Source organism: Embleya sp. L77, assembly GCF_055557415.1.
In genome coordinates, this window is the sequence record NZ_CM145709.1 from 3,612,455 (window position 1) to 3,637,670 (window position 25,216).

Here is a 25,216-nt window from a genome sequence, read left to right on the forward strand (position 1 = left end):
TGGTCCGGGTGTTCACGGCGTCGTCCGAGGGTGGCGAGCCGCCCAGGACAGGGCGGCAGCTCGGGCGAGGTGGTGGCATTCGCGTTCGCCTTCGTCGTCGATGCCGTGCATGCGAACGTGATGGAGGTGAAGGAGCGAGGGCAGTACGGCGTTGGGGGTCACGTCGCCGTCGTCGACTATGTGCGTGCGGTAGGCGGCCAAGGACGCTCGCCGATCGGCCCACACGCGAGCGACCGCCTCGCCGTCGGCCATCTCTCGGATGTTGACGCGGTCGTTGCCCGGATCGGCCAAGTGCACGGCTTGGTCGTGGATGTGTCGTGCCGGAGCGGGACCGGTGCTCTTGTCGACGTGCTCGATCAACCAGCGCATGCCGATATCGACGTCGCCGAGGAAGCCGATCGCGATGTCGACCATGCTCGCCGCAGTGAGGGCCCGAGGGTGGGCGCCGGAGGCTCGCAGTTGAGCGAGCGCGGCTGCGGAGTCGGTGGTGAACACCGACTCGGCCGCGACCATCGCCGTGCCGGCGCCGAACCGGCCGATCTCGGGGTGGTAGGTGTCCCACAGGACCCGGCCGGCCAGGCCTTGGCGGCGCAGGTAGGCCGTCCATGCGCCGACGCGGGCCGCCGACTCGGCGAAGTCGTCGTCGCCTGTGCGAAAGCGCAGCCGGAGGTGTGGTTCCGGGTCGTTGTAGCGGACGTACCACCACGCGGGCGGCGAGTCCCATGCAGTAAACAGCGCCAGCAGGTGGCTTGTGAGTAGGGCGGGTTGTTGCTTCGCAGGTATGTAGAGCTTGACGTAAAGCCACGATGAGGAGCCCGGCAGGTGCCCGTGCTCGCGACCGACAACGCGAGGCGTCCCGGATCGTTGGGGCCGCGACGGCCATGGTGTGGGCGTGGTGGATGCCAGGGGCAGCACGATCTCGTGAGGGCGGTTGTCAAACCACCCGAGAGCGCCCTCCTCCGGGGCTTCGTGCACGAAGGCCTGTCCGTGGCCGTCGATCTGCGTCCGCAGCAGGAACTGGTGTGCGGGCTCGTCCAAGTCCAAGCGAATGCGTTGATCACCGTCGCCCAGATACACAGCGTCGGGAGCGTGGCGCCGTTCGCGCCAGCGAGTCAGCGCCTCAACCCACAGCGGCCACGAGGTCCCGGGCCCGGGTAAGTCATGGGTGTCCAGCCGCCAGCGCGCGCCGGACAGCACCGTGCGGCCGTGGCGGAGCCGAGGGAGGAACGGCATCGTCGCTGCGGCGCCCCACGCGAACGGTTGGCACACGCCTACGCGCGCTCGGTGCACCTCGCACACGAACCGGGCCACCGGATCGGTGAAGGTCGCGTACTCGACCGAGTTCCACACGGCGGGCTCCACCGGGCATCCTCGCGAGAGCGACATCAGGTACAGCCGATGGGCATCACCGCTCACCGCGAGATCGTCCAGCTCGATCGTCGTGTCGCCGGCGGCGGGGTGCTCACCCAACGACACCAGCAGCGGTAACACCTTGGGGGCTCGGGCCAGTGCCTCCGTCCGGATGAACACCGGAGGACTCGACACCTGGGCGATGACCGCGCCGTTCTCGACCGTGGGCAGCCGCGCGTAGGCAGCGCTCATGCGGTCGCGGTCGACCGCGTCGAACAGGTACAGAAACCTGCCCGCCGTGGTGGCCGCCGCCCGCGAAGCGCTGGCGACGACGAGATCGAACTCTCCCCGATCGACCGCGGATCGGTCCGGCGAATGGACCTGAAAGCTGAGTTCGACATGCGGCTGCCGAGTTTGATGCCCGTCCTCGATCGCGACCGCCGCAATCAGCGCTTCGTCCAGGACGACTTCACGGTCACCGTCGAGGGCCGCGCGCTGGGCCAGCGCCAGCAGGGCCTTGTCGCGCGAGGTCAGGGCGGTAGGGGGCGTGGGATGCGTCGACCCCCGGAAGCCCGCGGGAAAGCCCAGGCCGCTGTCGGCGACGAGATCCCGCACGGGGACCAAGGCGTGAGCGCCGTACCGTTCGAGGAAGCGAGCGTGGTAGTCGCGCCAGGCCGCGCTTCCGAACGGGGACGGTGTCAGCCGTGCCAGAATCCCTGCCGCCGTCTCCGCCTCGCGCACTACCGCCTCGGGTAGAGCCACGTCGCAGTCCAAGCGCAAATCGACCGCGAGCGGACGCTCGTCCACGTCGCCGACAGAGCCCATCCGCCGTGCGGCCTCCACCCTGACCCGTCGGTAATCTGCGGGCGGGCCTACGCCGTTGTGACGGAACAGCTCCTCGCGGACCTCGCACAGTTCGCGCAAGTACGGCGCCACTGACGCGATGGTCTCGGCCTCCGCATCGAGCAACCGGTCCACGACATGGCCCAACGGGTCGACGGCCGTCATCGGCGGTCGCAACGCGGTCAACAGGACACCATGCGCAACCAGTTCCGCCAGCATGAAGTCGATCGTCGCCGTCGATACCCGAGGAAAGTCCACTGCCAGGGCCTTGGCGAGGTCGCCACAGCGCACGGAACGAAGCGCGGTTCGCAACACAGCTTGTACAGGTCGGGTATGGCGCATCGACACCTCGGTGGGCGCCCCGTGCCCGGAGCCGTCGCGTTGTTCGCGGCAGGGGACCACGAGCTGATCGCCGCGCACAAGGCACAGGTTGTTGGCGATCACCTGCAGTCGGGGCAGCAGCTCCTGGGAGGACTCCAGATGCGAGACGACCTTGGCCAGCCAGACCGCGTCCGGACGCGCCACAGGCCGATGTTCGCTCCCCCAACGCACCACCGTCCCGGTTGCGAAGGTTGCGGTCGTTACCCCGGCGAAGAGACCGAACGGTGTCGGCCTGCCGGTCATACGCAGCACGTACCGCACGACGGAAACGACCACGCGTCGGGCTCGGCGAGTGGTCATCGGGCGACCGGAACACACCGCGTTCACCTGCGCCGCCAAGGCCGGGCTGGCGATCTCGATCGCCTCGGTCAGCGCGTCGTTTGACCAGACCTGCCGAAGCCACCCCCGCCACGACTCCACCGCCTGGTCGGTCGTGTCGGACAGATCCGGCCACGGTGGCAACCGCATGTCGCCTCCGTGGGCTGTGGCCCGTACCACCGTCGCGTCCACACGCCGATACACCCGCAACACCCCCTGGTCACGAACGCGGAAGGAGCCCGGTGCCGGGCCGCCGAAGCAGCTCCGGCACCGGGTCGGTGGTGCCTGCTACGCCTTCGAGCAGCTGGTGCACGCGCTCTGGCACGTCGCGCCGCAGTTGTCGTCCGTGTTCCGCATCAGCTCGGCGACTGCCGTGCCGGCCTCGACCACGGTGACCCGAAGGTCGAACTCGTCCTCCGCGATGACTTCCTGTGCCGTGTCCATCTCGACTCCTCCTTGTGTGGTGGTGGTATTTCGAGAGACCCCGCCCCGCACGGTTTCGTGTGCCGTGTCAGGGCCAGGAGATCGTGACCCGCGTGTTGTGCTTGTCGATGACACGGCCCGCGGGCAGGTCCGTGTCGGCGGTCCCGGCCGGGTACGCCTCGATGCGCGCCCCCGGTCCGGAGCGGTGGTCGCGGTCCCAGGCTCGGATGTGCTCGGCCAACTCGTCGGCGACCCTTTCGGCGGCCGGGCCGTGGCCGTACACCCCGAATTCGTAGACCGTCTCCTCGGGATCGACGGGCCTGGCGCGGGCGCGGTACGCGAAGCTGTCGCCGTCCACCAGCGCGGGAGTGCCGCCCAACCGCCAAGAAGGCGACACCAGCCCCTGGTCGACCGCCTCGCGATCGGCCGTCAGGAGACAGAATCCCGACGCGGCGCTCGCCAACCACAAGTCGAGTTCGTCGAACGGCTCCATCGCTCCGACGGTCACCCCGGTCCAGCGCTCCACACGCGGCTCCAGCAGAGCCTTCCGCAGCGACGCGGCGTCGACGGACATGTCGTCGTCGACCCGCAGGGCCACGTCCTCGTCGTGCAGGAGGATCAGACGTTTGGCATACGCCCCGGCGCCCTGCATCGGAACGAATCCGCACACACCGTAGCCCCGGCTCGTCAGGTGTCCACCCTCGCGTTCGAACGCCACCGCACGCGTCAGCCCCCGCAGATCGAGCGGCGCCACGATCCGGCCGCCCTCGGCGAGCTGGTCGTTCCACTGCGTCGCGATGTCCGGCGCCCCCACCGTGACCACGATGCGATCGAACGGCGCGAAGTCCCTTGCACCCAGCCCGCCGTCGCCGGTCAACACGTTGACGTCGGCCACGCCCGCAGCGGCGAGGCCACGCTTTGCCCGGTCGGTGACATCGGCGTCGATGTCGATCGTGGTGACCTGACCGTCGGGTCCCACCAGTTCCCGCATCAGCATCGCGTTGTAGCCGCCGGACCCGATCTCAAGGACCCGGTGGCCGGGCTTGAGGTCGAGAAGCATCAGCATCATCGCGATGACCTGCGGCGCCGACACCGAACTCATCGCCGCGCCGTTGTCGGCGCGCTTGGTGACGACGGCGTCGTACGCGTAGGCACGCTCCAGCGGTACATCCGACAGGAGCAGATGCCGCGGGACTGTCGCGAATGCGTCCACGACCTCACGCGACAAGGGCATCTTGAGCGTCGCGAAGTCACATACGAGCGTGTCGACCATCGCCGCGCGCAGCGACTCGGAGGAGGGGATGGTTTGGGAGTCCATCTCGGGGAGTCTAGGCATGGAAACCTCTCGGCTAACGGTGATCTGTGCATGAGCGCCGACCCAGGTTTGCTGTCCGCTGCCGCCTCCCGTCTGCTGCCTCGTCCCAGCGAAGGTGGCAGCACGGCGTTCTCGGTGGTCGTCCTCTTGCATCGCCGACACCACCCGATCGGGCGACGGCCTAGGGTTGACGATCGTCGATCCCGAATACGGAGCCGAGGATGTTGAGCGACATGCTCGCCTGAGCGAAGGCGGTCGGCACATCGGCTTCGCCGGCCATGACTCGACGCATGGCCTCACCGCGCCATCCGTCCGGTAGAGCGGCCATTCTCCGACCGATCTCCTCGGCGTACCGCGCTTGCCTCGCACGCGCTCCGTGTGTCCATTTGTCTCCGAGATCGGCGGCGTATCGGACGGTGTGGGAGAGGTGCGCGAGGTTAGGGCCTGCGTTTTCGGGATCCAGTTGGCACTCCGGGATGCCGGTGAGGCGGTGCCCGGTGGCCATGGCCCAGTGCACGGCGGCTTGGTCGACGGAGGGCAGCGTTTCCCACACGCCCCGCTGTACCAGGTGTTGCTTCATCGCCGGGCCAGCGGCGCGTGCGGCGTCGGCGACTTTCGTCCAAGGCTCGCTCTCCCATCGGTCGAGCAGAGTGGCGAGCCGTCCAAGATGCACCGCGCCATCTCGTCTCGCCGCATCGGTGTCGGCCTCGGTGATCACGGCGGTCTCCTCCCCATGCGCGGTCATGTGAGCACCACTGCAGGCTCGATGTCGAAGTCGATCCCGCACGGCGCGAGCAATTCGGCAGCGCGCTGTTCGGGCTGGATCCGTTCCGTCCATGCCTTGGGCGAGGACAGCACATATGGCCGGACGATCGGCCATTCGTCTGCAGGGAAGACTTTCAGACCGTCCCCCTCGGGATGCTCCGGAGAGGACCCGTCGTAACGGGGGTAGGGGCGTGGCTTGGGCCTCGGGCGGCGAGGCTCCGTTGCGTGGGCTGCTCCCTCTCGGCCGAGCCGGCGGGAGTGCCTGCCGCTCGACGTCGACATGGAGGACATCTGTCGTATCCAAGCGAAAACGGCAGCGATAAAGTGAGTCATGTCGTCAGCTCCTCTGCAGGGTTGGCTGATTGACCACTCCCGGGACCGTCTCCAGCGGTCGCCGGGCCCCTCTGCTTACCGCCGGCTGCGTCTTCCTTCATGTGGTCGGAGCGGGCGGTTGGGGCACTGGTGAGTGGTAGTCACTCGGGGGCCTCGATCACGGCGTACGGGGGCAGGTGATCCGAGGCCCGGCGGGCATCGGCCGTGTCGGCGACGCCCGCGGCGCGGAACGTGACTCCGGCCCCGAGAATGAAGTCGCTCCGGCGACGAATGGTGTCCTCGTCGCTCCAATGTCCGACCGTGTGACGTCCGTTGGGAAGGTCTGCGAACGGATCGGTGAATCCGGCCTCGATCAGCTGGCGAATCGCGCGGCGATCGGTAGGGCCGAAGGTGCCGTCGTCGCGGCAGAGACGGTGGCGCGAGTGGAGGTGCAGCGGCAGCGAATCCCAATCCGGTTCCGGGTCATGTGCGCCGATCGTGTTGAGGTCACCTAACAGGAGGGTGGTTCGGCCGGGTGCCGCGTATTCCGTGAGCCATCGGGCCTCGTTCGCACGGACATCACCCGAGAAGGGAGCCAGGTGCGTGTTCAGAACCACCAGGCGCCGACCCGTGGCCACGACGGTGAACTCCATGCGCTGGAGTCCGTGATGGAGCTTGCCTGCGGCGGCGTCCGAGGTGTACCCCACCCGCCGGAGCTTCTCCGGATTCCAGGCGATCATGAGGTGGCACTCATGGCTCGCGGACAACGCCAAGTGACTCTGCATCCCCAGGCCGTTGGCGATCGAGCACTCCAAGACGTGGTCGTCCCTGTCGCCCTCCTTGACCTCTTGGAGGGCCACCAAGTCCAATTTCAGGGCGCGCAGGATCTCCAACTGCGCGGACAGGCGGGCACCACCCCCATCCAAGAGGTTGTAGGTGCCGGCGCGAAGTGTCGTCGACTGCATCGCGGGTCGATCTCCTTCTCCTCGGGGTACGTCCGTGTGGACTGCTCGCGTGCACCCGCCGTGTGTCGGCCCACTGGGCTGGAGCTTTTCCGGGTCCGCGGCCAAGCGTGCGCGCGACGCGATCAACCACGCTTGCGTCTCCTCCCTGGTCTCCGCCGGTATCCCGTCGGCGATGCGATCGAGGACACGGTGCAGCTCGCGCTGTGAGACGTGTCGGCACCACCAGCTCTCGACATCCCAGGCCGCCGAGGCGAGGCGTTCGGCGATGGGGAGCTTGGACCGAGGCCGTGCCTGTTGCGGGCCCCTTCCGTCAAGCCGTCTCATCGGGCTCCTCCGTCGCGGGGGCGAACGTGCACCAGGTGCAGGTGCCGTCCCGCCCCCAGGCATCGGTGAGCGCTTCGACGAGGACCAGGCCGCGGCCACGCTCCGCGTCCTGATCCGGCCGTCCCACCTGAGGCGAACCGATCGAGTAGTCGTCGACCTCGACACGAAGCGCTCCCGATTCGCAGCACGTGAGAGCGAATCTGACCTTGTTGCCCTGGCCGTGTTCGACGGCGTTCGTGACGAGCTCGCTGACGACCAGCCCCACCACGTAGATCACGTCGTCGTCGCCGTCGGTGTAGCCGCAGTACCGGAGTTGCGTACGTGCGATCCGCCGCATCTGCTGCACACGCCGAGCGTGAGGCGCGAACTCCACCTCCACGCGACCCCGTTCCGTCCTGCTTACCGCGCTTGCGGACCGGCGAGGGGCTTCGAGAGCGGGTACGTGCCGCTGAGCGGTCCGGGCGGAGGCGCACTGGGGAGAGGGAAGCATCGCGAGTCCTTATCGTCGGTTCCCTGGGGATGCCGTCGGCGAGCGGCGGTACTGGGCATACGCTCGCTCGCGATCACGCACGGCATGTAGCCCACTGCACTGCGTGAACAACAAGGCCTAGCATGCCAGTGGAACGGCGAAAATGACGAGGCTCCAGTAGAATTCTGCTTCTCATCTTTCGCGTGAACTGCCGTTCCAGCAAGGTCGATTCGTCTAGAAGCGGGGGTTCTGCTACGGCGCAGAAGGTTCCTTGCGTCGACAGAAGATCCGCCGACACACTGAATTTCGTGCGGAGAGGACATCAGATGACCGGGGACATGGACATCGAGTCGGCCACGCCCGCCCTGTGCCGCCTTCAGCTCGGCATGGAACTGCGCCAGCTTCGACAGCAGGCCGGCATGAAGGCCGGCCAGGTCGCCAAGCGGCTGCTGTGGAGCCCGTCGAAACTCACTCGGCTGGAGACCGGGGAGAACGCCGTCGTGGAGCCGGCCGACGTCATTGCCCTGTCCGAGATCTACCGGGCGAATACCGAAACGCGCGCGCTCCTGGACGGCTACGCGGCCGTGACCAAGACGAAGCGGGACTGGTGGCAGTCGCCGGAATACCGCCCCGTCATCCGGCCCGGGTTCAAGGCGTTCCTCGGTCTGGAGGCGACGGCGAGCACGCTACACACGTACGAGTCGGAGTTCGTGCCGGGACTGCTGCAAACCGAGCCGTATGTGCGGGCGCTCTACGGGGCGTTGCCCGACGAGGAGGTATCTCCCCTTGTCACGGTGCGAATGACACGGCAGCAGGTGCTGCTTCGGGACGAGTCGCCCCTCAAGCTGATCGCGATCGTCAACGAATCCGTTCTCCGTCGCAGAGTAGGTGGCTCGGCGGTGCTTCGCGATCAGCTCGGCCATATCGCCGAGGTCTCGTCTCTCCCCAACGTGCGGGTACAGGTCATCCCATTCGACGTGGGGCTTCACCCGGGCATGGGTGGGCCGTTCCAAGTCCTGCAGTTCGCCAAGCCCGCAGGGTTGAAGCCGATTGTCTACGTGGAGAATCTGGCCTCGGCATGGGTCACCCGCCGGGAAGCCGACGTCGAGAAGTACGAGGAAGCACTGCGCGACCTCCAAGCCCTTGCTCCGGGCCCCCAGGAGTCCCTGAGCATGATCCACACGGCAATCAAGGAGCTTTGAACAATGACCACCACGCCTGAAAGCGGTGACTGGTTCAAGTCCAGCTACAGCGACAACCAAGGCGGTGCCTGCGTCGAGGGAGCCCACGTCGTGGCCGGCATGGCCGTGCGCGACTCGAAGGACCCGGCGCGGGGGGCTTTCGTCTTTCATGAACGTACGTGGGGAACCTTCCTCGCGGCGCTGAAAGAAGACGACGCGCACGTGTAGGGGCCGATCCCATCCACATTGGTCGTGGGCTGCTTCCGAGAGGAAGTGGCCCACATCGATTTTCCAGGCACTGCCAGGCCCCGCACTGACGTCGCACAAGCTCGCGTACAGCGATCAACCGTGGTGGTGTTGACGGATCCACAGCGTGCGAGCCCACTCCTGCGCGTTGTGACGCCGACTCTTCGGCTTGGCGTTCCAGCCCACGAACGGCGGAGCCATGCCGCATTTGGCCCGGTGCCATTCGATGAGACGACTTTCCAGGATCTTCGCATCCTCGTGCGAGTCGGTCGCGATCCAGACGCGGGAGGCGTGGTGCTCCTTGAGCTTGTGGACGACAGTGACCTCCCAGTCGCTCTCCGGGTCGTACCGGTCGATCCACAATTTGTAGTCCCCCAGCCGTCGGACCAGAGAGTCCGAGGAACCGATGTACAGGACGACCCCATCGGGGTTCGTCCAGACGTACACCCCGGGCAGCGCGGGTGGGGCGTCGCGCGCGTCGAAGGTCGCGGGCTTGCCGAGGTGTTCCTCGACGGCTGTCTCCAGGTCCCGAAGAAACAGGCCGAGCAGCACGAGATTTGCGAGCATGACGCGGACCGTAGACGTCGCCTCCGACACATATTGCCGGGCTCGCTCCTCGACGGCGGTTCCTCCCCACGAGCGGGCAGGGAGCCGGTCCATGACGGAGCCAGCTCCCTGTCCGTTATTAGAGGTACATCCCGGCAAACGTCCCATCAAAGCCGAGGCTGGTGAGGGCCTCCGTGTAAGTGGGCCAGTAGCGGTTGGGTGGTCCGGCGGTGAGGGTGTCGAAGTCCTCGGCGTCGAGGTCGGATTCGTGCCATTGGTGCGCGCAGCGGCAGCGCACGAACACATGGTCCTGGTGGTGCACCAGAAGCCAGTCCCTGCGGGCTCCACACGCCGGGCAGCGGACGGGGATGCCGGTCACGCGCAGCTCGTCGGGGTGTTCGGTGCACATCACCAGGTCGTCCTGGTCGTAGGTGCCGGGTGCGGGCATGGGGTGCAGGTTTGGGACCTGCGGAAGTGCGGGCTGGTGGTCGGGGCGAGGTTCGTGCACGGGTTCCTCTCCGGTCGGGGACGACACCATGCCCCCGACCGGGTGGACAAGTCCACGGTGTTCCGCGACCCACTTCGGAGCGTGTTCACGCAGGTCACAGACGTACCAAGTGTGTTTCGTTGTCATTGTGTGCGGCGTGCGCTGTCGGGGTTCGTCGGCTGTGTGGGCGCCGGTGGCGGGGTCCTGGTGGGCGGGACGGTGGGGCGGGCGGTTCGGGCTCGTGCGGCGGCGGTGCGGGGGTTGTAGGGGGTTTGGCGGGCGAGGCGGCGGACGCGCCAGGTGAGGACTTCGGTGGGGTTGTCGGCGGTGTCGAGTTCGCGTTGGGCTACGGCTTGGTGGAGGAGTCGCAGGGGTTGGTGGCCTTGGTCGGCGGCCTGGTGGAGCACGGCTGCCAGCGCGGGCCAGGCGGGGTCGGTGGTGACGGTGTCGGCGCGTTGGCCGAGGACTGTGCGGGCGTGGTCGGCGTATCTCGTGGCGCTGCCGGGGCCGGGGCCGTTCAGGGCCAGGCGCGCGAGCGGCGCGGGTGCGGCGGCTTGGTAGGCGGCGCGTAGGTGTTGGGCGGCCTGTGCGGCGGAGTGGGCTTGTTGGCCGAGGTTGCGGGTCGGCGTACCAGTGGCCGATGGCGATGACGACCAGGACGGCGGAGGCCAGGATGTCGGCGAGGGCGCCGTCGCCGGTTCCGGTTGCGTGGTGGGCGAGTTCGCGCACGGTGGCGCGTAGCGCGCCGGCCTGGCTGTGGGCGGCTCTGATGCGCGAACGGGACGCGCGTTCGTATGCCTTGGCCGCGGCGGCGAGTTGGCGGCGGTCGGCGCCGGTGATCGGCACTGTGGCGGGGGGTAGTGCGTCGAGGAGGTGGCCGACGGCGGCGATGTGGCCGGCGATGACCGGTTCGGGGATGGGGGTTCCGCCGGTCCCGGTTGCGCCGCTCGTGCCGTGAAGGAGTGAGGCGAGGTGGTCGAGGTGGGCGGCCGTGCGGTCCCACGGGTTCTCGGCGGCCAGGTCCGGTCGGTCACCGGGTGCGTCGCCTCGGTGTGTGGGTGTGGTGAGGCGTTCGAGGATCCTGGGCCAGGACAGGTCCGGGGCGAGGGTTCGTCCGCCGAACCAGATCTGCTCGCCGTCGGCGTTGGTGTCGCCGGGGAGCGCGGCCTTGTAGCCGAGGGTGTCGCCGGAGGGGCCTTGGCGGGTGTGGACGTCGACGCCGAAGTCGTGCAGGGCCTGCAGGAAGGTGGCTTCGTCGGTGGCGTAGGCGACGGCGGTGCGGACCCGGGTGCGTAGTTCCTCGCGGGCGGTGGCGGTGCGGCCGGTGCGTTGGGCTTTGTGGATTTCCGCGCCGGTGGGGCGCTTGACAGCGGTGCCGTCGCCTTTGACGAGGCGGCGCAGGCCGAGGTCCTTTTCGATCTCTCGGCATTCGGCCTGGGTCTTCTTGCCGTCGCGGTACGTGTGTATGGCGGACAGGTCGGCGTTGACGAGGGTGGCGACGATGTGGATGTGGTCGTCGGCGTGGCGCACGGCGACCCAGCGGCCACCGCTTTGATCACCGAGGGGATCGATGCCGGCGGCTGCGACCATGCGACGGGCGATCTGGGCCCATTCCTGATCGGTGAGGTGCCGGTCCTCGGGGGCGGCGCGGACCGAGCAGTGCCACACGGGTTGGTTCGGGGCGCGGTCGCCGGCCTGCCGGACGGGCAGGTCGAGGATCTTGGCGAGGCGGCCCGGGGTCGTGCTGTCGTCGCGGCCAGGGTCGGGGGTGAAGTCGTCGAAGGAGGCGACGATGTGCGGGTCGGTGTGCTCGTCGTGCTTGCCCGGCCCGTACAGGTAGTGGAGCAGGCCGACACTGCGATCGCCGCGCTTGTGCACGCGCGAGTACATCAGTGCTTCCGTTCGGTGAGGTCCCACGCGGTGGCGTCCAGTCGCTGAAGCGTCCGGGTCAGGGCGGTGAGGGCAGCCTCGTGGCGGGCGGTCAGTGCGTCGGTGGGGTGACTTCCGGTGGCCTGGTCAATATTCAGGGCGCGGGCGATCTGGTTGATGTTGTTGCCGATCCGGGCCAGGTCGGTCCGCGTGGCGGACAGGCTGCGGCCGACCTCGTGCAGTTGGGCGTCGCGGGTGAAGTCGTCGCCTGCCGCGGCGGCGAGAGCCGCCACGGCGAGGAATCCGGACGGACGCAGGCCGGCGCGGGCGGCGGCGGCCTCGATCCGTTGCTTCTCGTCCGGGTGGACCCGGGTCTTCATCGTGAGCTTGCGTTGGTTGCTGACACGGGGCTCGCGGGATGTAGCGGCGGGGCGGGCTCTGCGGGCGCGGGAACGCGGCTGTGGGGCAGCGGGCTCGGCGGGCTGCTCTCGCGCGGGGTGGATGGGCTCTGGGGTTGTGGTTTCTCCCTCGACGAGCCCCGGCGTCGAGTCTCCGTCCGGTCCTCGCGCGCCCTCGTGCGAGGACCGGTCGGAGTCGCCTCGCCCTCCTGGGCGAGGCGACTGTTTCGGAAGGCCCCTTTGGGGCCTCCGAAACACCACCTTGCCCGCCCCGTCGAGGAGGTTTTGCGGTGCGGAGAAGGGGAGTTCGTCGCTCATGTGAGTAGCTCCAGACTGCAAAGTGGTCGCCCGCCCGGAACGGCCGGGCGGGCGTGGGTCGGTGATGGCGAATCAGGCGGACGAGGGTGTCCGGGCCGGGCGGGTGCTCAGCGGTTTTCGGGCGGGAGGGGCCGGGTCTGCTCGTCGCGGAGCGCGCGCATGAGGGTGGTGAGGCGGTCGCTGCCCAGGGGGAGGCCATGTGCGCGGATGGCGTCGGTGACGATCGGGCGGGTGATCCGTCCGGCGTCGTGTGTGGCCCGGCGGGCGAGGTCGAGGAGGGTGTCCATGTCCGCGCCCGGAGGGCGACCCGCCGTCTTGACCCCTTCGCCTGCCGGCTCTGCGGTGGGTCGGGCGGGATTCCGTTCGGAGGCCACCGGATTGCCGTCGGATTCCGTTGAGTGCGAGTGCTCGACCGTCTCGAACGCGGTGTCGACCTCGACCGGCCGAGCTTTGACCGGGACCGCCGACCGCACCGGCTGGTGCGGGGGTCGGTTTCCGGTGGCGGGTTGTCCGGGGGCGTCCTGGTGACGGATGATCAGGATGTACAGGTGGACCGCCCCGGCGAGCGCGAGCGGGGTGAGGGTCGACAGCACGCCGACGGTGGAGTCGCCCAGCCGCAGGCCCACCTCCCCTGCTTCGTCGCTCTGTTGGTTGATGCGGACGGCGTGCAGGGCGTTGGCCCAGATGCTCGCGCCGGTCGCCGATCCGAACAGCAGCCACACGTAGACCCGCGCTGCCGGTGGTGCTGTGCGCAGGACCAGGAGGGCGCGGATGCCGTAGGCGATGAACCCGTCGATCAGCAGCGGGAACAGGAAGCTCAGGGCGCCGCGCACGTGGACGGCCTGGGCCATCTGCCGCAGGGCGTCGTAGGAGAGGGCGAATCCGGCGGTGCCGAGCAGTGCGATGGCCGCGCGGTCCCAAGCCGTCGCCGGTGTGGGTCCGGGGGTGTCGGTGGTGGTGGTCAGGGTCGCTCCTCGGGGGGTGATGAGGTGGGCAAGGGTTTGGGCGAGGGGTCTGGCGTGTTGCCGTTGCACTCGTCCCACTCGTTGCATTGCTGGTCAGCGCGGTACGGCTGAATCGCCGGGACGGGTCGACTCGTCCCGAAGCCCGGTTTTGCGCTGGGTGTCGGCGTGTGTGGGCGCTCGGGAGGGTGGGGCCGATGGCGGCGCCGGTCGCGTTCCGCGCTGGTCTGTGCCGGCACGATCGATGTCCGTGAAGGCCCGGTTCGTCGGGGGCGTGGGACGGTTCGATCCGTCCCGCCCCGGGTTCCGTCCCCGCGCTGACCTGCGCGGGGACGTCCGGGACGCTTGGTACGGGTATCGGCCTCGGGTCAGGGGCTGGCGGGCGGTGTGGGCGCCGCTTTGGGGTCGGGGCAGTAGCGGTGCCAGGCGTCGAGGAACCGGTTGCGGGCGTAGCCCTTGGCCTGGGTGGCGTCGGGGAAGCGGATGTTGGCCGAGGCGACCCCGAAGTCGCGGAGCAGGCTCCCCAGGCGGCGCGGGGTCAGACCGTGCGGGCCGTCCTCGGCCCACGGGGCCTCGGAGTCCCCGTTGAGGGCGCGCAGGAGCGCGGTGGTGGAGAGGGCGGGGATCTCGTTGTGGTCGGCGAACACGCGCCGGCAGTCGGCGAGCAGGCGAATCCCCAGACCCGCGTCGTCGTCCTTGCCCGCCTCGGCGGCCGTCATCCTCGCGCAGGCCGTCCGCGCCCGGGTCGGCCAGGTTCCGCCGGCGAGGTCGGCAACGATCACCAGGGGCTCCCACGTGTCGGACGCGCGGTCCTCGACGGGCATCGCCGGTTCGGCGACGGCGGCGTCCTCGGCGACCGTGTCCAGCCACGCGACCAGGCGCTCGCGCAGCGCGTTCATCGGCGGTGTGGCGCGCCGGGTCATGGGCGCCGCGTACTCGCCCGGCGCTCGGCGGCGCATGCGGATTACGACCGCGCGGTCCATGATCGTGTCGGGCAGCTCGCCGATCCCCGCGATCACGGCCATCGCGAAGGTGGGGAACTGGTGCGGCTTGTGATCGTTGCCCACCACGCGCAGGGTGGGGCGGTTGCGCTGGTGTCCGGCGTTGAGGAGGCCGCGCAGTTCCTCGTTCTTCTCCGCGACGCGCGCGGTGCCGAACATGGTGTCGGCCTCGTCGATCATCAGGGTGGGCGGCTCGTCGGTGATCGAGCGGAAGACCGCCGACGCGGACGCGTTGACCGTGATGCACGGGTCGTGCACCGTCTCGTAGAGGACCTCCAGGAGGCGGGACTTCCCGCACCGCTTGACCGGACCCACCACCGCCAGGCGCGGGGCGTGCTGCCACGAGGGCTGTAGATGGGTGGCCGCCGTCCACAGGGTCACCGCGTCCAGCGCTTCGGGGCTGGGCAGGACCACGTACCGTTTGATCACCGCACGCAGCTCCTCCAGCAGGGACGCGCCATCCGCTGGCAGATCCCGTGGCACAGTCGGCGGCTCTTCGGGATCGCCGGGCTCGGCGGGAATCGGCCCGCTGATCGGCGGGGCGGTCGCGGCGGGTGCGGTGCCGGGCGGGGCGACGAGGGCCCGTTCGCCGCCGGCTGGCGCGGGGATGAAGGTATCCGGTGCGCCGACGGGGGCCTTGGCGCCGGCCCATGGCGGCGCGATGTAGGCGCCCCGCGCGGGGCTTGGCGTCGAGGGACGCCCCGTCGTACTGTTGTGGAACATGGATTCCCTTCCGGAGTGCATCGGGCCCTGGCAGGCCCCGCGCACCGGTTGATCGTCTTGATGGGTGGTCACATCAGGGAGCCTTTTCGGCCCTCGGCGCGCTAACGCCGGGGGCCTTCCCCTTTTTCACGGGCGATCCGTCGCCGTCTCGACGATCGACCGCTCGTGGCACGAGAGCATGCCCCTCCATCTTTGCGCAGTCAAGACCCATGAGTTGCGTCAAAAGAACCCAAGCTCTACGCGCAATTGATTCATACTGTGCGTCGATTCTGCTTGACGATAGCCGTCGTCGCCGCGTAGCTTGGCGATCATGACGCAGCCCGACTGGCAGGCGCGGCTGACCGCTCGGGTATCCGACGCGGTCCGCCGCTTCCGCACCGAACGTGGGATGAGCGCGCAGGACGTCGCCGACGCCTGCGCGGCCCTCGGGCATCCCATCCCGCGGACCGTGATCTCCAACCTGGAGAACGGCCGCCGCTCGGGCGTCGACCTCTCCGAGGTCCTCGTGCTGGCCAAGGTGCTGGGAGTACCACCGATCGCGCTGCTGATCCCCGCCGGTCGCGCCGGCTCGGTCGAGATCCTGCCCGGCCAGGAGATGCCGACCTCGGACGCGCTGGAGTGGTTCTGCGCGGAGATCCCCTTTGGCGACGAACCGGAACCGGACACGTTCGACGCCCGCTTCGACGAGGTCCGCAAGCACGCACAGGCCGTGCGCAGCCTGCTGAAGTCGATGGAGGTGGCGGACGAATACCGGCGAGGGGCGGCACTGATCCGCGACCCCGAGCGGCGCGCCGGGAACCTCACATGGGTCGCCAAGCTCGACAGCCACGTCGGCGAAGCGACGCGCGAACTGCAGGACTACCGCGCGGACCTGCGCGAGCGCGGTCTGGAACCCCCGACCCTGCCGGAAGCACTCGATCACCTCGACCTCGTCGAGACCGAGGACGGCTGGGTGTCCGTCCACGAACTGCGACAGGACAAGCCCACCTGATCCCGCCGGGTCGGCGCTCGTCGGGCACGATCCGCGAACCGCAGGGACCACGTCTTCGTTGGAGGATCCCCTGAACGACGCTTCCTGACCATTTCTGCGGCGCGCGGAACGGCCCCGAGTCGTCTTCCGCCCCTCGCCCCGGTGTTAGCGCACCGAGAGGTGGGTCCAATCGCCGCCGTGACCACCCATCACACGATCACGCCGCAGGGGTGCCAGCCCCGCCACGCGGCGAGGAGTCCTCATGCCCCAGCACGGTGCGCCCGAACACGGCGACCCGACCTCCCCGATCCCTCTCCGCCGCTCCGTCGTCATCGAGCGGAAGTGGTTCACCACCGCCGAAGTCGCCGACATGCTCGGCTTCGGCCTGTCCAAGACGAAGATGCTCGTCCTATCCGGACAGATACGTTCCGTCGTCGTCGGACGAAACCGCCGCATCCTGCCGGTGTGGGTCGACGAGTACGTCGCCCGCGTCGTCGCCTCCGCCGAGGAGGCCGCGGCTTGAGCGGCAAGCGCGGCAACGGCGAGGGCTCCATCTACGCTCGCGGAACGGGCTTCGCCGCGTACGTCTGGGTGACCACGCCCACCGGCAGGCGCGAACGCAAGTACGTCTACGGCAAGACCCGGCCCGAGGTCCACGACAAGTGGCTCAAGCTCCACGCCGCCGCCAAGGCCGGCCCCGTGGCCACCAGCACCCCCACCCTCGCCACCTACCTCGCGTTCTGGCTCAAGGAGGAGGTGGACGCCAACCTCAAGCCGCTCACCGCAGCGACCTACGAGACGGCCGTCCGTCTCTACATCGTCCCCTTCCTCGGCGCGAAGCGCGTCGACAAGCTCGACGTGCGCGACGTACGCGAGTGGCTCAACAAGCTCGCCACCACCTGCCAGTGCTGTGCACAGGGCAAGGACGAGCGCCGCCCGACCGAGCGCCGCCGCTGCTGCGCGATCGGCAAGTGCTGTGAACGGACCCTGTCCAAACGCTCCGTCGCCGACGCCCGTACCGTGCTCCGCAGCGCGCTCACCTACGCGATCAGCGAGGAGATGATTTCCCGCAACGTCGCCCAGCTCGTCAAGATGGCCAAGCCCCGCCCCCGCAAGGTCATCCCGTGGTCGGCCGAGGAGGCCAGCCGCTTCCTCGAATCGGCCCGCGCGGAGCACGACCCCCTGTACGGGGCCTACGTGATGATCCTGGTCCTCGGCCTGCGTAAGGGCGAGGTCCTCGGGCTGCGGTGGCAGGACGTGATGCTCGACCGAGGCGAGATCCTCATCGAACAGCAACTCCAGCGCGTACGCCGCCAGTTGCTGCACTCCGAGGTCAAGACCGACGCGTCCGAGGCGGTACTCCCACTACCGGATGTATGCCGGGCAGCGCTGCTCTTGCGTCAGAAGAGCCGCGACGCCCATAAACTCGCCGCCCGCGAGCTGTGGACGGAATCCGACCTCGTCTTCACCACCAAGTACGGGACGCCCATCGAGCCGCGCAACTTCAACCGGCGCTTCGAGTTCCGCTGCCAGCAGGCCGGCGTGCGGCTCATCCGCGTTCACGACACCCGCAAGACTTGCGGCACGCTCCTAGCGGCGCTGGACGTGCACCCGCGCGTGGCGATGCAGATTCTCCGCCACTCGCAGTTCGCGGTGACGATGGAGATCTACACCCAAGTCCCCTCCGAACAGACCCGCAACGCGCTCAAGAAGCTCGGCGCGTCGCTCGACGGCAGTTCCGCAGATCCGGCGACAGTGGTTCACGAGGATGGCCCGCCCGGTGATGCGACCGACGAGGGCTGCCCACGGTCGTAGCCGTTGGCGCGCCTTGCGGATGCCCTGTCGGTCGACCGACAGGGCATCCGCAGCCATGCGGTTCAGCCCGGCGCGGGCTGGGAGTCGGCGAGGTCGTTCAAGACCGCGTAGACCACGGGCCAGCACATGTTCAGTGTGTCCCGATCCGGGGCGTGTGCCTCGCGGATTTCAGCGCGTGGGTGGACGAAGTTGCGGTACTTGCGCAGCTCGTGGCAGAAGCGCTGGACATCGGCTCCGATCCAGCCCGCTTTGTGGCAGATCTTGATAAGGGCGTCCAGGTACACGTTGTCCGGAGAGGTCTTGCCGAGAAGTGACGAGTCACGTTCCAGGAGCACGTGGACCAGGACCCCTTCAAGGAGGCTCCCGAGCATGATGATGGCCGCTACGTGGGCGCCGTTCGCGTAGCACGTGCGGGCCTCGTCCAGGCGGTGTTGGAGGAGATTGGCCATCTGCTGGTTGCTGATGAGATCGGTCATGGCAGCTCGTAGTTCGACCGAAGCCTGGTTGCCCGGGTGAGCGAGAGAAGGGTCGCAGAGGACGAGGCGAGGGCGGCCACCCGGGTTCTCCAGGCGTAAGCCTTCGTGGATGAGGAAGGCATTTACCGCGGAGATGACTGCGGAAAGCTGTTCCGGCTCGTCGAGATACTCGCGCGGGTCGGCGAGTCGAAGCAGGATCTTTCCCAGCTCGGGCGGGTCGTCTCGGCGTTCGGTGAGCTGGGCGAGAGTCCAGTCCAGGCGGTAGCCGTCGTACTCCGGAACCTGTTGCCAGCCGGCACGTTCCAGAAACTGGGCGATCTCATAGCCCTTGCGGTAGTAGAGGTGGTCGTCACCGCAGATGACGCGGGCCAGTTCCTCCAAGGTGTTGATGTCGAGGACGCCGAGTGGGGACTGAGGGGTCATGCCGGGCCTTCCATGCCGTCGGTTTCGTTGTCTTGAGTCATCGCGAGGGCAGCGATTGGATGGGTCGTGTCCGGGCCATCCGGGAAGTCCGCCATGTCCTCGACCGAGTCTTCGTCGGAGGAGAGGTCAAGGGGGGTCCATGGCACTCCACCGGGCGTAGCTGCGGCATGAGACCGGTTGTCTTTGCCGCCGAATGCGGCCGGACGGATGCCAAGCCGGTTCAGTTCCCCGTACAGGCCGGCCAACGTCTCGTCGGGGTCGAGTCGGAAGTCGCTTTCGGGGATGCGCCAGAACGTCCAGCCGACTCGCTGAAGTTCGCGATCACGCTGCTGGTCGTGCCGGATCTGTTCGGGCGTCGAGTGGTACCGCTCGCCGTCACACTCGACTGCCAGGCGGCCCCGCGCTCCTACGACGACGAGGTCGATGCGCTTGCTTCCTGCCGGGTATTGCGGGATGACGTGATATCCGCAGGCTTTCAACTGCAGGTAGACGTGCTGTTCGAAGAGCGATTCGAACGGCTTCTGCGGGACCTCACTCGACACCTGCCCGATGTCCTTGGCGTCGGCCAGCGCGGCGGGCGGGTTCTCCATGTAGCCAAGGAGATTGAGACGGAGGTCTCCGGACTTCAGGCGGTCGGGTGGAACGGAGTAGAAGAGATGCATCTGGTCTTGGGCCCGGGAGGCGGCAACGTTGTACGCCTGACGTTCGCTCCGTGCGCCGCCTGCGATGCGTGGCGGGTCGACGGCCACCATCGACAACAGGATGACCTCTCGCTCGTCGCCTTGAAACGAAGCGGGATTGCCCACCCGGATCTGGTGGTGTTCCCGCACTGGCGCCGGGATCCGCTCGTTGATCAGCCGTTCCAGAAGCTTGACCTGGCCGACTGGTCCTTGGAGCGTGATGACCCCCATGGTCTTGTCTCGATAAGCCGGGTGCTCCACCAACCGGGCCAGGCAGTCAACGATGGCCTCTGCCTCCTTCGGATTGCGGAGTCGGCTGTCGCGTCCCTGGGTAACGGCCCCCTCGACGAAGTGCGTCACGAGCGGGTCCAGGCGATCGCCGCCGTACTGGCGCAGCGGCTGCAATTTGCCGTCGTAGAAAGTCTGGGAGGACCAGCCAATGATTTCGGGCATGCACCGGAAGTGCTCCTCCAACCGGATCACCTTCGGGAAGAACGTGGACAGTAGCTGGTAGAGGTTGGTGGCGGGGCCGTAGAGAGTGCGCAGTCTCGGAGGCATGTCCGGCAGGTGGGAGATGAGCCGGTCGTGGATCGCCTGGTGACGGCCCAACGCGGTGAGCGAGGGCGCGCACTGCTTGTCGTCGCCCACGACGATTACACGAGGAGCGAGCCACATCAGGAACAGCGCGTCCATGCCCGCCTGACTAGCCTCGTCGACGATGACCACGTCGAACGCGTCTCGCTTGGGCACCACCATCTCGGCAACCTGCGAGATGGGCATGACCCAAGCGGGTACGGCTCCCTGTGCCGTCCGCATGGCGTCGTGCGCCGCAGCACGGTAGCGGCCTGCACTTCTGCCCTTGCCTTTGCCGTACGAGGACATGTGGGCGCGGTATGCCTGGAGCGCGGACCGTTGTTCCTGCGTCATGCGCTCCAGGCAGTGCAGCCGCCCCAGAGTGGCGGCGAGTTCACCAGTGAGGGTTTCCAGGTTCCTTTCGCACTGGGCCAGTTCACCTTCAAGTTGACGTTCATGGCCTGTGGCGTGGCGGCGGTGTACGAATGTGGAGGCCACTGCCCAGGCCCACGCGTCGGCCAATGAGCCCAGCCGGGACTCCCAGGCCGGATCGGCGGGATTCTGTGTCAGTTGGTCGGCGAGCAGCGGGTGTGCCCGGCGAACGTGGTCCAGAAGCACGGCACACCGACGCCAGCGGTGCTCCTGCCGATGCGCCTCCCGCAATGCTTGGAGCGCTTTGGCGTAGAGATCGATGTCCTGCTCTCGGACCGCCCGGGCCGCGGCGAGCGCTTCGGCGGCGGGGTGGGAGCCTTCTACCGGCGTGCGAAGGTGCTCCTCCCATGAGAGCAGTCGAGCCGAGGCTTCATCGGCCGCCCGCCGTCCGGAAAGGGCGGCCAGCGCTGTTGTGAAGTCCTGCCAGGCCGGGCGGCTAGTGAGGGCGATGTGCAAACCGTGGCGGACGAGCAGTTCGTCTATGTGTTCGCGGGCAGCCCCAAACGCGTCGATGTGCTCCAGGCGGGCGTATGCCTCCGCCAGGGAGGTCAAACGCAGTTCTACTGGGCCCTCGGGTATTGGGACCCCGGCCTCGGCCCACCGCCCTGCGAGCGTGGCAACAGCCGAGTGAGTGCGCAGGTGGGTGAGGACGGAGTCGAGATCCTCCAGGGATTCGGGGGAGCGGCCGGCCACGGTGCACGCGTCGAGGAGTTCCTGAGCTGCCTTCTGTGCTTTCGCCGCACGGAAGCTGCCGCGCGCCTGTAGCTTGCCACCTGCCGCGAGATGGTCGCGCAGTACGGAGCCGGTCGCGAGCATCGCATCAGCTCGCTCGGCTGAAAGCTGCCCGGGCACGATGACGCGCGTCATCCCCTGCTTGTCCAACTGCTCGAAGATCGCGCCGAGTTGATCGGCGAGTTGCGACACGCGACGCCACCGAGGGAGGTTGTTGCGGGACAGTCGGTCCGAAAGGGACTTGGTGATCCACTCGTCGGTATTCCACTGCCTGGCCGAAGGTGGCAGACCGAGGCGATGCAGGGCCGTACGGCAATCACCCGCGAGTGAAGTCAGTTCATCGGTGACGGAGACGTCGAGCTGGGCGAGTTGATTGCGAATGTCGGCTGCTGCGGGGGTGAGGCCGTCGTTGGTGACGTAGCTGACTGCGAGCGCTTGGGCCAGGTCGTCGGGGGTGGGAAGTCCGTCCAAGTTCGGCGTAGGGCCGCCAAAGCGCGGCTCAGCTGCGCCGTCGCGCAGCAGGATCAGCAGTTCGGCGGCCTGCGCGGGAGAGAGCGGGGGAGTGGCGGATTCCGGCCCACGCCCCTGCTCCGGAACCATGCCGATCCAAGAGTGACGTTCAGCGTTGTCGCGGACGCGCTGCACGATTGCGGCGCGGGTGCCGGCGTATCCGCAGGAGATTTCGGGGTGGCGGTAGACCTCCGCTTCCCGTAGCGCGATCACTTGCTCAGTGAGCGTACTGATCCTTCTCCGCACCTCTTCCCGACGCACGGAGAGCCGACGGATCTCGTCCCGAAGCTGTTCGGGGTCGCAGGCGGCGACTTGGTCGGTAAGGGCGTTGATCGTGCGTTCCAGTTCGTCCGCCCCGTCTTGCCGCGTGGAGCTGAGGAGAAGGACACATAAATCCCTGATTGCGGGCGGTAGCTTGTCCCGCAGGACCGTCAGAGCCTGATCGCGGGCGCTGGTTACCAGGACCCGCTGCCCCTGGGCGAGCAGCGCAGAGATCAGGTTGGCGATCGTGTGTGTCTTGCCGGTGCCCGGAGGACCTTGCACCACCACGCCAGTGTCGGTTTCCAGCCGTCGCAGCACACTGCGCTGCCGTTCGTTTGTCTTTCCTGGGAAGAGCGGGTCGTCCGCGAAAAGAGGAGGGATCTTGTGGCCATTCCAGTTCGCGCGTTCCTCGGAGCTCAGGGGCAGCACCAACTGAGCGAGCCCCAGGGGCGCGTGCGCCTCGGAGGCCACGCTGTCCGCAATCCGGTCGTAGAAGCCCAGTAGGGCATTACGGTCCCGCGGACGCATCACCAAGGCCGGAGCGTAGGTAAGTCGAGCGCCTGCTTCCGGCTCCCGTGGGGGCTGCCACTCGGCGCTGAATGCCACTGGACGCTGCAGTACCCGCTCCTGCCACTGGGCGAGCTGCTCCAAAGCCTCCGCCCCCAGGAGATGCATCGACTGGGCGGCTATCTCCTCCGCAAGCGCGGCCGAGCGTTCGGGAGCCCAGCCGTCATCGGTGTCGAGGAAAGCCTGATCCTCAAGCCGCACAGCCCCTTCGGACATGAGGCGGACCGTGAGCCGGGCAGTCTTGCGGTCCACCCAGGTCTCCACCCGGTGGGTGAGCAGATGACGATGAACGACGTCACCACGCGGATCGCTCCACGTCAACAGACCAGTAGCCAAAACGAGTTCGAGTTGGTCGTCCTGTTGGGTCAGCTTCTGGTGCCAGTGGTAGATCTGCTCATATAGCTCCCGAAGGGCCCGCTCCACGCGCTCTCGCTCCGCCCATCGGCGCCAGCGATCGAGCCACGGCCCGTAGGCTCGCAGCACTTCGGCCGCATCTTCGCGGCGGACGGTGTGATCCTCCCTCTCCTCCCACCACTGACGGCCGTCCGCGGCTCGCACGAGTTCCCGTCCCGGTCCTTCGACGGCGAGAGGCGGATCACCACCATCCGCATCCTGGCACCGCTCCGCAGGCACCCACCCGTCGAGCTCGTCCGGGGGAGGCGGTGGTGCCATTTGCGGCACGTGGTCGAGGGTGAGCAGTAGTCCGTCGACTCGATCCGACGGACGCCGCACAGGGGCGGGCAGGTTGGCCAGCCACAGGCGTTCTCTTGGACGTCGATCGTCGCGTAGACGGTTGTGGCTGCTCTGGACGACTTCTTTGAGGAAGCCGATCAGACCGATGGTCTGGCCAATGACGTCAGGGTCGTTCGCGGCCCGTCGCGGCACGTTCACCTTGCTCCTCTCGGCTGTTAGCCAACCTTGTAGGATATGGAGGACCTGCAGATGCGGCAAATGCCCTGGAAAATTTGGCAGTTGCGGTTCCTGAAGGTCGGCGGAGTGTGGAAGCAGTAGGTCTTTGGCGTGCTCCCGGCTGTTACTTGAGGTTGCGTGCCGCAGTAGCTGCTCCACCCCGAACGGTTTCCGCGCTCAGGAACGCAAAATGCGCATGGCGAGCACGGAGCCGTCGTCGTTCACGGAGACGGGGCCCATCCACTTGGAGTCCCATGTGGTGGAGGGCCAGTTGGACCGGAGAGAGTGGATTTCGCTGCGGTACTGCTCTACCCGGCCCTTCTGTAGGTGCTGGAAGAGGTCCGTCGCGATTCCGGAGAATGCTTCCACGCGCGTCCTGTTCAGTCGGAAGACGTGGTCCGTGCCGACGAAGGGGATTCCGAGGAGTGTTGCGTGAGCGTCGTGAACGCTGTCCGTGGCCGCGTGTACAGGCTCGGTGAAGTGGCGTCGTCCTTGCCGATCGGTCAGATACTGACTCGTCGTCGCCGCGTCGCCGGTGAATGCGGCCAACGCGGCGGCGTCGGCGCGGGCCAAGACCTGCCCGAACCACGCGTAGTGCTCCGGCTGGACGTGGAACCCGGGCTCGGGCCCGTCCTCTTCGGACTTTTTGCCTACGGTGGGGCGTTGGATGCCTGGAACGATGTTCTTCTGCTCGATCCGCTGGTCCGGGCTTCTCTCCTGGGCGTCGATCGCCATGCGCAGCTTGCCCCCGCGTCCGGGCGCGTGCAGGGCGTGGACGGCGAGGGGGCCGTCGACGGGAAGTTCGGTGCTGAACAAGAAGGCCGGAGTGTCGTTCCAGGCGCCGATGTGTACCGCCTCGGCATGAGCCGATGCGGAAGCCAGCTGACCATGCGAAGCCGAACTCCCGGTGTGGTTGCCCTTGCAGGCGATCGGGAAGACGCGCGAGGGCTCCCCGGGCTTCCACACCTCGGCGAAGAACTGCGGACGGTATCCGTATCCCATCCGGGGGCCGGAATCCCTGCTGGTCAGGGCCCATCCTGCTCGTAGGACGGTGTCTGCGGGGACGATCGAAACAAAATGCTCCGGGTAGTTCCGGCTCAAGAGCTGCTTCGCAAGAGCCACGGCGAACCCGATCCCGAGTTCTTTCGACTGCAGTGCCTTGTAGTAGTCCGCAGTCTCCCGCCCTTCTGCGGAGAGGGCCATAAACGCGCCGGAACTGCCGGTGAGGGCCTGGTTGTACTTGAGGCAGCCCCAGTGCTCGGCAAGGCCCCGCCCCGCCCCTCGTCGGGACAGGGCGATGCCTCGGCCGAGAGCGTGCAAAACGTCCCATGGAGTCAGTCGAAGTGAGTTGCTGGACCGAGCTTCGAAGATGGGCCGAAGGGTCGGCTTGCGCCGGAGGTGCTCGGATTCGGTCTTCTTCCGCGGCTTGTCGTCGTACGCGACTGCCGCGGCCATCACGTTGCCGACCAGTCCCGGGCTCGAATGGACGGCGGCGTTCGACGGTTGCGCGAGCTTTTCCAGTACGCCGGCCGCTTCCGATTCCCTCACGATGTCCCCTTCCCGATGGCTTCTTGCGATCGCGGGGGCGTTGCCGAAGGCTCCGTTGCGGACCACGTACCGCACAAGGGTGCCGAGCCCGGACGGGTGCGGTGACCACCCTCAGGGCGCTGGC

General features: G+C 67.9%; 19 protein-coding genes. 5 read left to right on the forward strand and 14 right to left on the reverse strand.

Annotated elements, in window-relative coordinates; genetic code table 11:
• Nucleotides 1-12: 12 nt before the first annotated feature.
• From ACZOOI_RS15455 to ACZOOI_RS15480, 6 genes are all read right to left on the reverse strand, one after another.
• Complete coding sequence (locus ACZOOI_RS15455; RefSeq protein ID WP_465276416.1) at nucleotides 13-3,042, reverse strand: lantibiotic dehydratase; 3,030 nt, start codon at nucleotides 3,040-3,042, stop codon at nucleotides 13-15.
• A gap of 138 nt (nucleotides 3,043-3,180) precedes the next feature.
• Nucleotides 3,181-3,336 carry an FxLD family lanthipeptide gene (locus ACZOOI_RS15460; protein ID WP_465276417.1) on the reverse strand — a complete coding sequence of 52 codons (156 nt, stop codon included), beginning with the start codon at nucleotides 3,334-3,336 and terminating at the stop codon, nucleotides 3,181-3,183.
• A 67-nt stretch (nucleotides 3,337-3,403) separates the two neighbouring features.
• A complete protein-coding gene (gene fxlM, locus ACZOOI_RS15465) occupies nucleotides 3,404-4,783 on the reverse strand; it encodes a methyltransferase, FxLD system (RefSeq protein ID WP_465276418.1) in 1,380 nt (459 codons plus the stop codon).
• 28 nt (nucleotides 4,784-4,811) lie between these two features.
• On the reverse strand, nucleotides 4,812-5,348 hold the full coding sequence (locus tag ACZOOI_RS15470) for a hypothetical protein (RefSeq protein ID WP_465276419.1): 537 nt from the start codon (nucleotides 5,346-5,348) through the stop codon (nucleotides 4,812-4,814).
• 520 nt (nucleotides 5,349-5,868) lie between these two features.
• On the reverse strand, nucleotides 5,869-6,600 hold the full coding sequence (locus ACZOOI_RS15475) for an endonuclease/exonuclease/phosphatase family protein (RefSeq protein ID WP_465276420.1): 732 nt from the start codon (nucleotides 6,598-6,600) through the stop codon (nucleotides 5,869-5,871).
• A gap of 382 nt (nucleotides 6,601-6,982) precedes the next feature.
• Nucleotides 6,983-7,375, reverse strand: a complete 393-nt coding sequence (locus ACZOOI_RS15480) for an ATP-binding protein (protein ID WP_465276421.1) — start codon at nucleotides 7,373-7,375, stop codon at nucleotides 6,983-6,985.
• Nucleotides 7,376-7,791: 416 nt separating this feature from the next.
• Here ACZOOI_RS15480 and ACZOOI_RS15485 point away from each other — a divergent pair, with 416 nt between their 5' ends.
• A complete protein-coding gene (locus ACZOOI_RS15485) occupies nucleotides 7,792-8,667 on the forward strand; it encodes a helix-turn-helix domain-containing protein (RefSeq protein ID WP_465276422.1) in 876 nt (291 codons plus the stop codon).
• A gap of 3 nt (nucleotides 8,668-8,670) precedes the next feature.
• Nucleotides 8,671-8,874: a DUF397 domain-containing protein gene (locus tag ACZOOI_RS15490; RefSeq protein ID WP_465276423.1), complete on the forward strand. Its 204-nt coding sequence runs from the start codon at nucleotides 8,671-8,673 to the stop codon at nucleotides 8,872-8,874.
• 114 nt (nucleotides 8,875-8,988) lie between these two features.
• On the opposite strand, the gene ACZOOI_RS15495 is transcribed toward ACZOOI_RS15490, so the two are convergent.
• From ACZOOI_RS15495 to ACZOOI_RS15515, 5 genes are all read right to left on the reverse strand, one after another.
• Nucleotides 8,989-9,459 carry a GIY-YIG nuclease family protein gene (locus tag ACZOOI_RS15495; protein WP_465276424.1) on the reverse strand — a complete coding sequence of 157 codons (471 nt, stop codon included), beginning with the start codon at nucleotides 9,457-9,459 and terminating at the stop codon, nucleotides 8,989-8,991.
• A 118-nt stretch (nucleotides 9,460-9,577) separates the two neighbouring features.
• Entirely contained in the window at nucleotides 9,578-11,815 is a 2,238-nt protein-coding gene (locus ACZOOI_RS15500; RefSeq protein WP_465276425.1) for a relaxase/mobilization nuclease domain-containing protein, read from the reverse strand.
• Nucleotides 11,815-12,510 carry a MobC family plasmid mobilization relaxosome protein gene (locus tag ACZOOI_RS15505; RefSeq protein ID WP_465276426.1) on the reverse strand — a complete coding sequence of 232 codons (696 nt, stop codon included), beginning with the start codon at nucleotides 12,508-12,510 and terminating at the stop codon, nucleotides 11,815-11,817. The genes ACZOOI_RS15500 and ACZOOI_RS15505 overlap by 1 nt, the downstream gene beginning before the upstream one ends.
• Before the next feature lie 107 nt (nucleotides 12,511-12,617).
• A complete protein-coding gene (locus ACZOOI_RS15510) occupies nucleotides 12,618-13,475 on the reverse strand; it encodes a DUF2637 domain-containing protein (protein WP_465281205.1) in 858 nt (285 codons plus the stop codon).
• 365 nt (nucleotides 13,476-13,840) lie between these two features.
• On the reverse strand, nucleotides 13,841-15,196 hold the full coding sequence (locus ACZOOI_RS15515; RefSeq protein ID WP_465276427.1) for a DUF3631 domain-containing protein: 1,356 nt from the start codon (nucleotides 15,194-15,196) through the stop codon (nucleotides 13,841-13,843).
• A 310-nt stretch (nucleotides 15,197-15,506) separates the two neighbouring features.
• On the opposite strand from ACZOOI_RS15515, the gene ACZOOI_RS15520 reads away from it, so the two are divergent.
• From ACZOOI_RS15520 to ACZOOI_RS15530, 3 genes are all read left to right on the forward strand, one after another.
• Entirely contained in the window at nucleotides 15,507-16,187 is a 681-nt protein-coding gene (locus tag ACZOOI_RS15520) for a helix-turn-helix domain-containing protein (RefSeq protein WP_465276428.1), read from the forward strand.
• Nucleotides 16,188-16,473: 286 nt separating this feature from the next.
• Nucleotides 16,474-16,689 carry an excisionase family DNA-binding protein gene (locus ACZOOI_RS15525; RefSeq protein ID WP_465281206.1) on the forward strand — a complete coding sequence of 72 codons (216 nt, stop codon included), beginning with the start codon at nucleotides 16,474-16,476 and terminating at the stop codon, nucleotides 16,687-16,689.
• Nucleotides 16,686-17,981, forward strand: coding sequence for a site-specific integrase (locus ACZOOI_RS15530; protein ID WP_465276429.1), 1,296 nt, complete (start codon nucleotides 16,686-16,688; stop codon nucleotides 17,979-17,981). The genes ACZOOI_RS15525 and ACZOOI_RS15530 overlap by 4 nt, the downstream gene beginning before the upstream one ends.
• Before the next feature lie 62 nt (nucleotides 17,982-18,043).
• Here ACZOOI_RS15530 and ACZOOI_RS15535 read toward each other — a convergent pair whose 3' ends face one another.
• The 3 genes from ACZOOI_RS15535 to ACZOOI_RS15545 all read right to left on the reverse strand — a co-directional run bounded on the left by ACZOOI_RS15535 (nucleotide 18,044) and on the right by ACZOOI_RS15545 (nucleotide 25,092).
• The gene (locus ACZOOI_RS15535) at nucleotides 18,044-18,880 is read right to left on the reverse strand and encodes a hypothetical protein (RefSeq protein WP_465276430.1); all 837 of its coding nucleotides are present in this window, start codon (nucleotides 18,878-18,880) and stop codon (nucleotides 18,044-18,046) included.
• Nucleotides 18,877-23,526 carry an AAA domain-containing protein gene (locus tag ACZOOI_RS15540; RefSeq protein ID WP_465276431.1) on the reverse strand — a complete coding sequence of 1,550 codons (4,650 nt, stop codon included), beginning with the start codon at nucleotides 23,524-23,526 and terminating at the stop codon, nucleotides 18,877-18,879. Before ACZOOI_RS15540 ends, ACZOOI_RS15535 begins: the two co-directional genes overlap by 4 nt.
• A 195-nt stretch (nucleotides 23,527-23,721) precedes the next feature.
• On the reverse strand, nucleotides 23,722-25,092 hold the full coding sequence (locus ACZOOI_RS15545; protein WP_465276432.1) for a hypothetical protein: 1,371 nt from the start codon (nucleotides 25,090-25,092) through the stop codon (nucleotides 23,722-23,724).
• Nucleotides 25,093-25,216 lie beyond the last annotated feature (124 nt).

Coding starts and splice junctions, on each gene's coding strand:
- ACZOOI_RS15455 (WP_465276416.1), bottom strand. CDS start 3,042: ATGCGGTTGCCACCGTGGCCGGATCTGTCCGACACGACCGACCAGGCG.
- ACZOOI_RS15460 (WP_465276417.1), bottom strand. CDS start 3,336: ATGGACACGGCACAGGAAGTCATCGCGGAGGACGAGTTCGACCTTCGG.
- fxlM (WP_465276418.1), bottom strand. CDS start 4,783: ATGCAAGAGGACGACCACCGAGAACGCCGTGCTGCCACCTTCGCTGGG.
- ACZOOI_RS15485 (WP_465276422.1), top strand. CDS start 7,792: ATGACCGGGGACATGGACATCGAGTCGGCCACGCCCGCCCTGTGCCGC.
- ACZOOI_RS15490 (WP_465276423.1), top strand. CDS start 8,671: ATGACCACCACGCCTGAAAGCGGTGACTGGTTCAAGTCCAGCTACAGC.
- ACZOOI_RS15495 (WP_465276424.1), bottom strand. CDS start 9,459: ATGCTCGCAAATCTCGTGCTGCTCGGCCTGTTTCTTCGGGACCTGGAG.
- ACZOOI_RS15500 (WP_465276425.1), bottom strand. CDS start 11,815: ATGTACTCGCGCGTGCACAAGCGCGGCGATCGCAGTGTCGGCCTGCTC.
- ACZOOI_RS15505 (WP_465276426.1), bottom strand. CDS start 12,510: ATGAGCGACGAACTCCCCTTCTCCGCACCGCAAAACCTCCTCGACGGG.
- ACZOOI_RS15515 (WP_465276427.1), bottom strand. CDS start 15,196: ATGTTCCACAACAGTACGACGGGGCGTCCCTCGACGCCAAGCCCCGCG.
- ACZOOI_RS15520 (WP_465276428.1), top strand. CDS start 15,507: ATGACGCAGCCCGACTGGCAGGCGCGGCTGACCGCTCGGGTATCCGAC.
- ACZOOI_RS15535 (WP_465276430.1), bottom strand. CDS start 18,880: ATGACCCCTCAGTCCCCACTCGGCGTCCTCGACATCAACACCTTGGAG.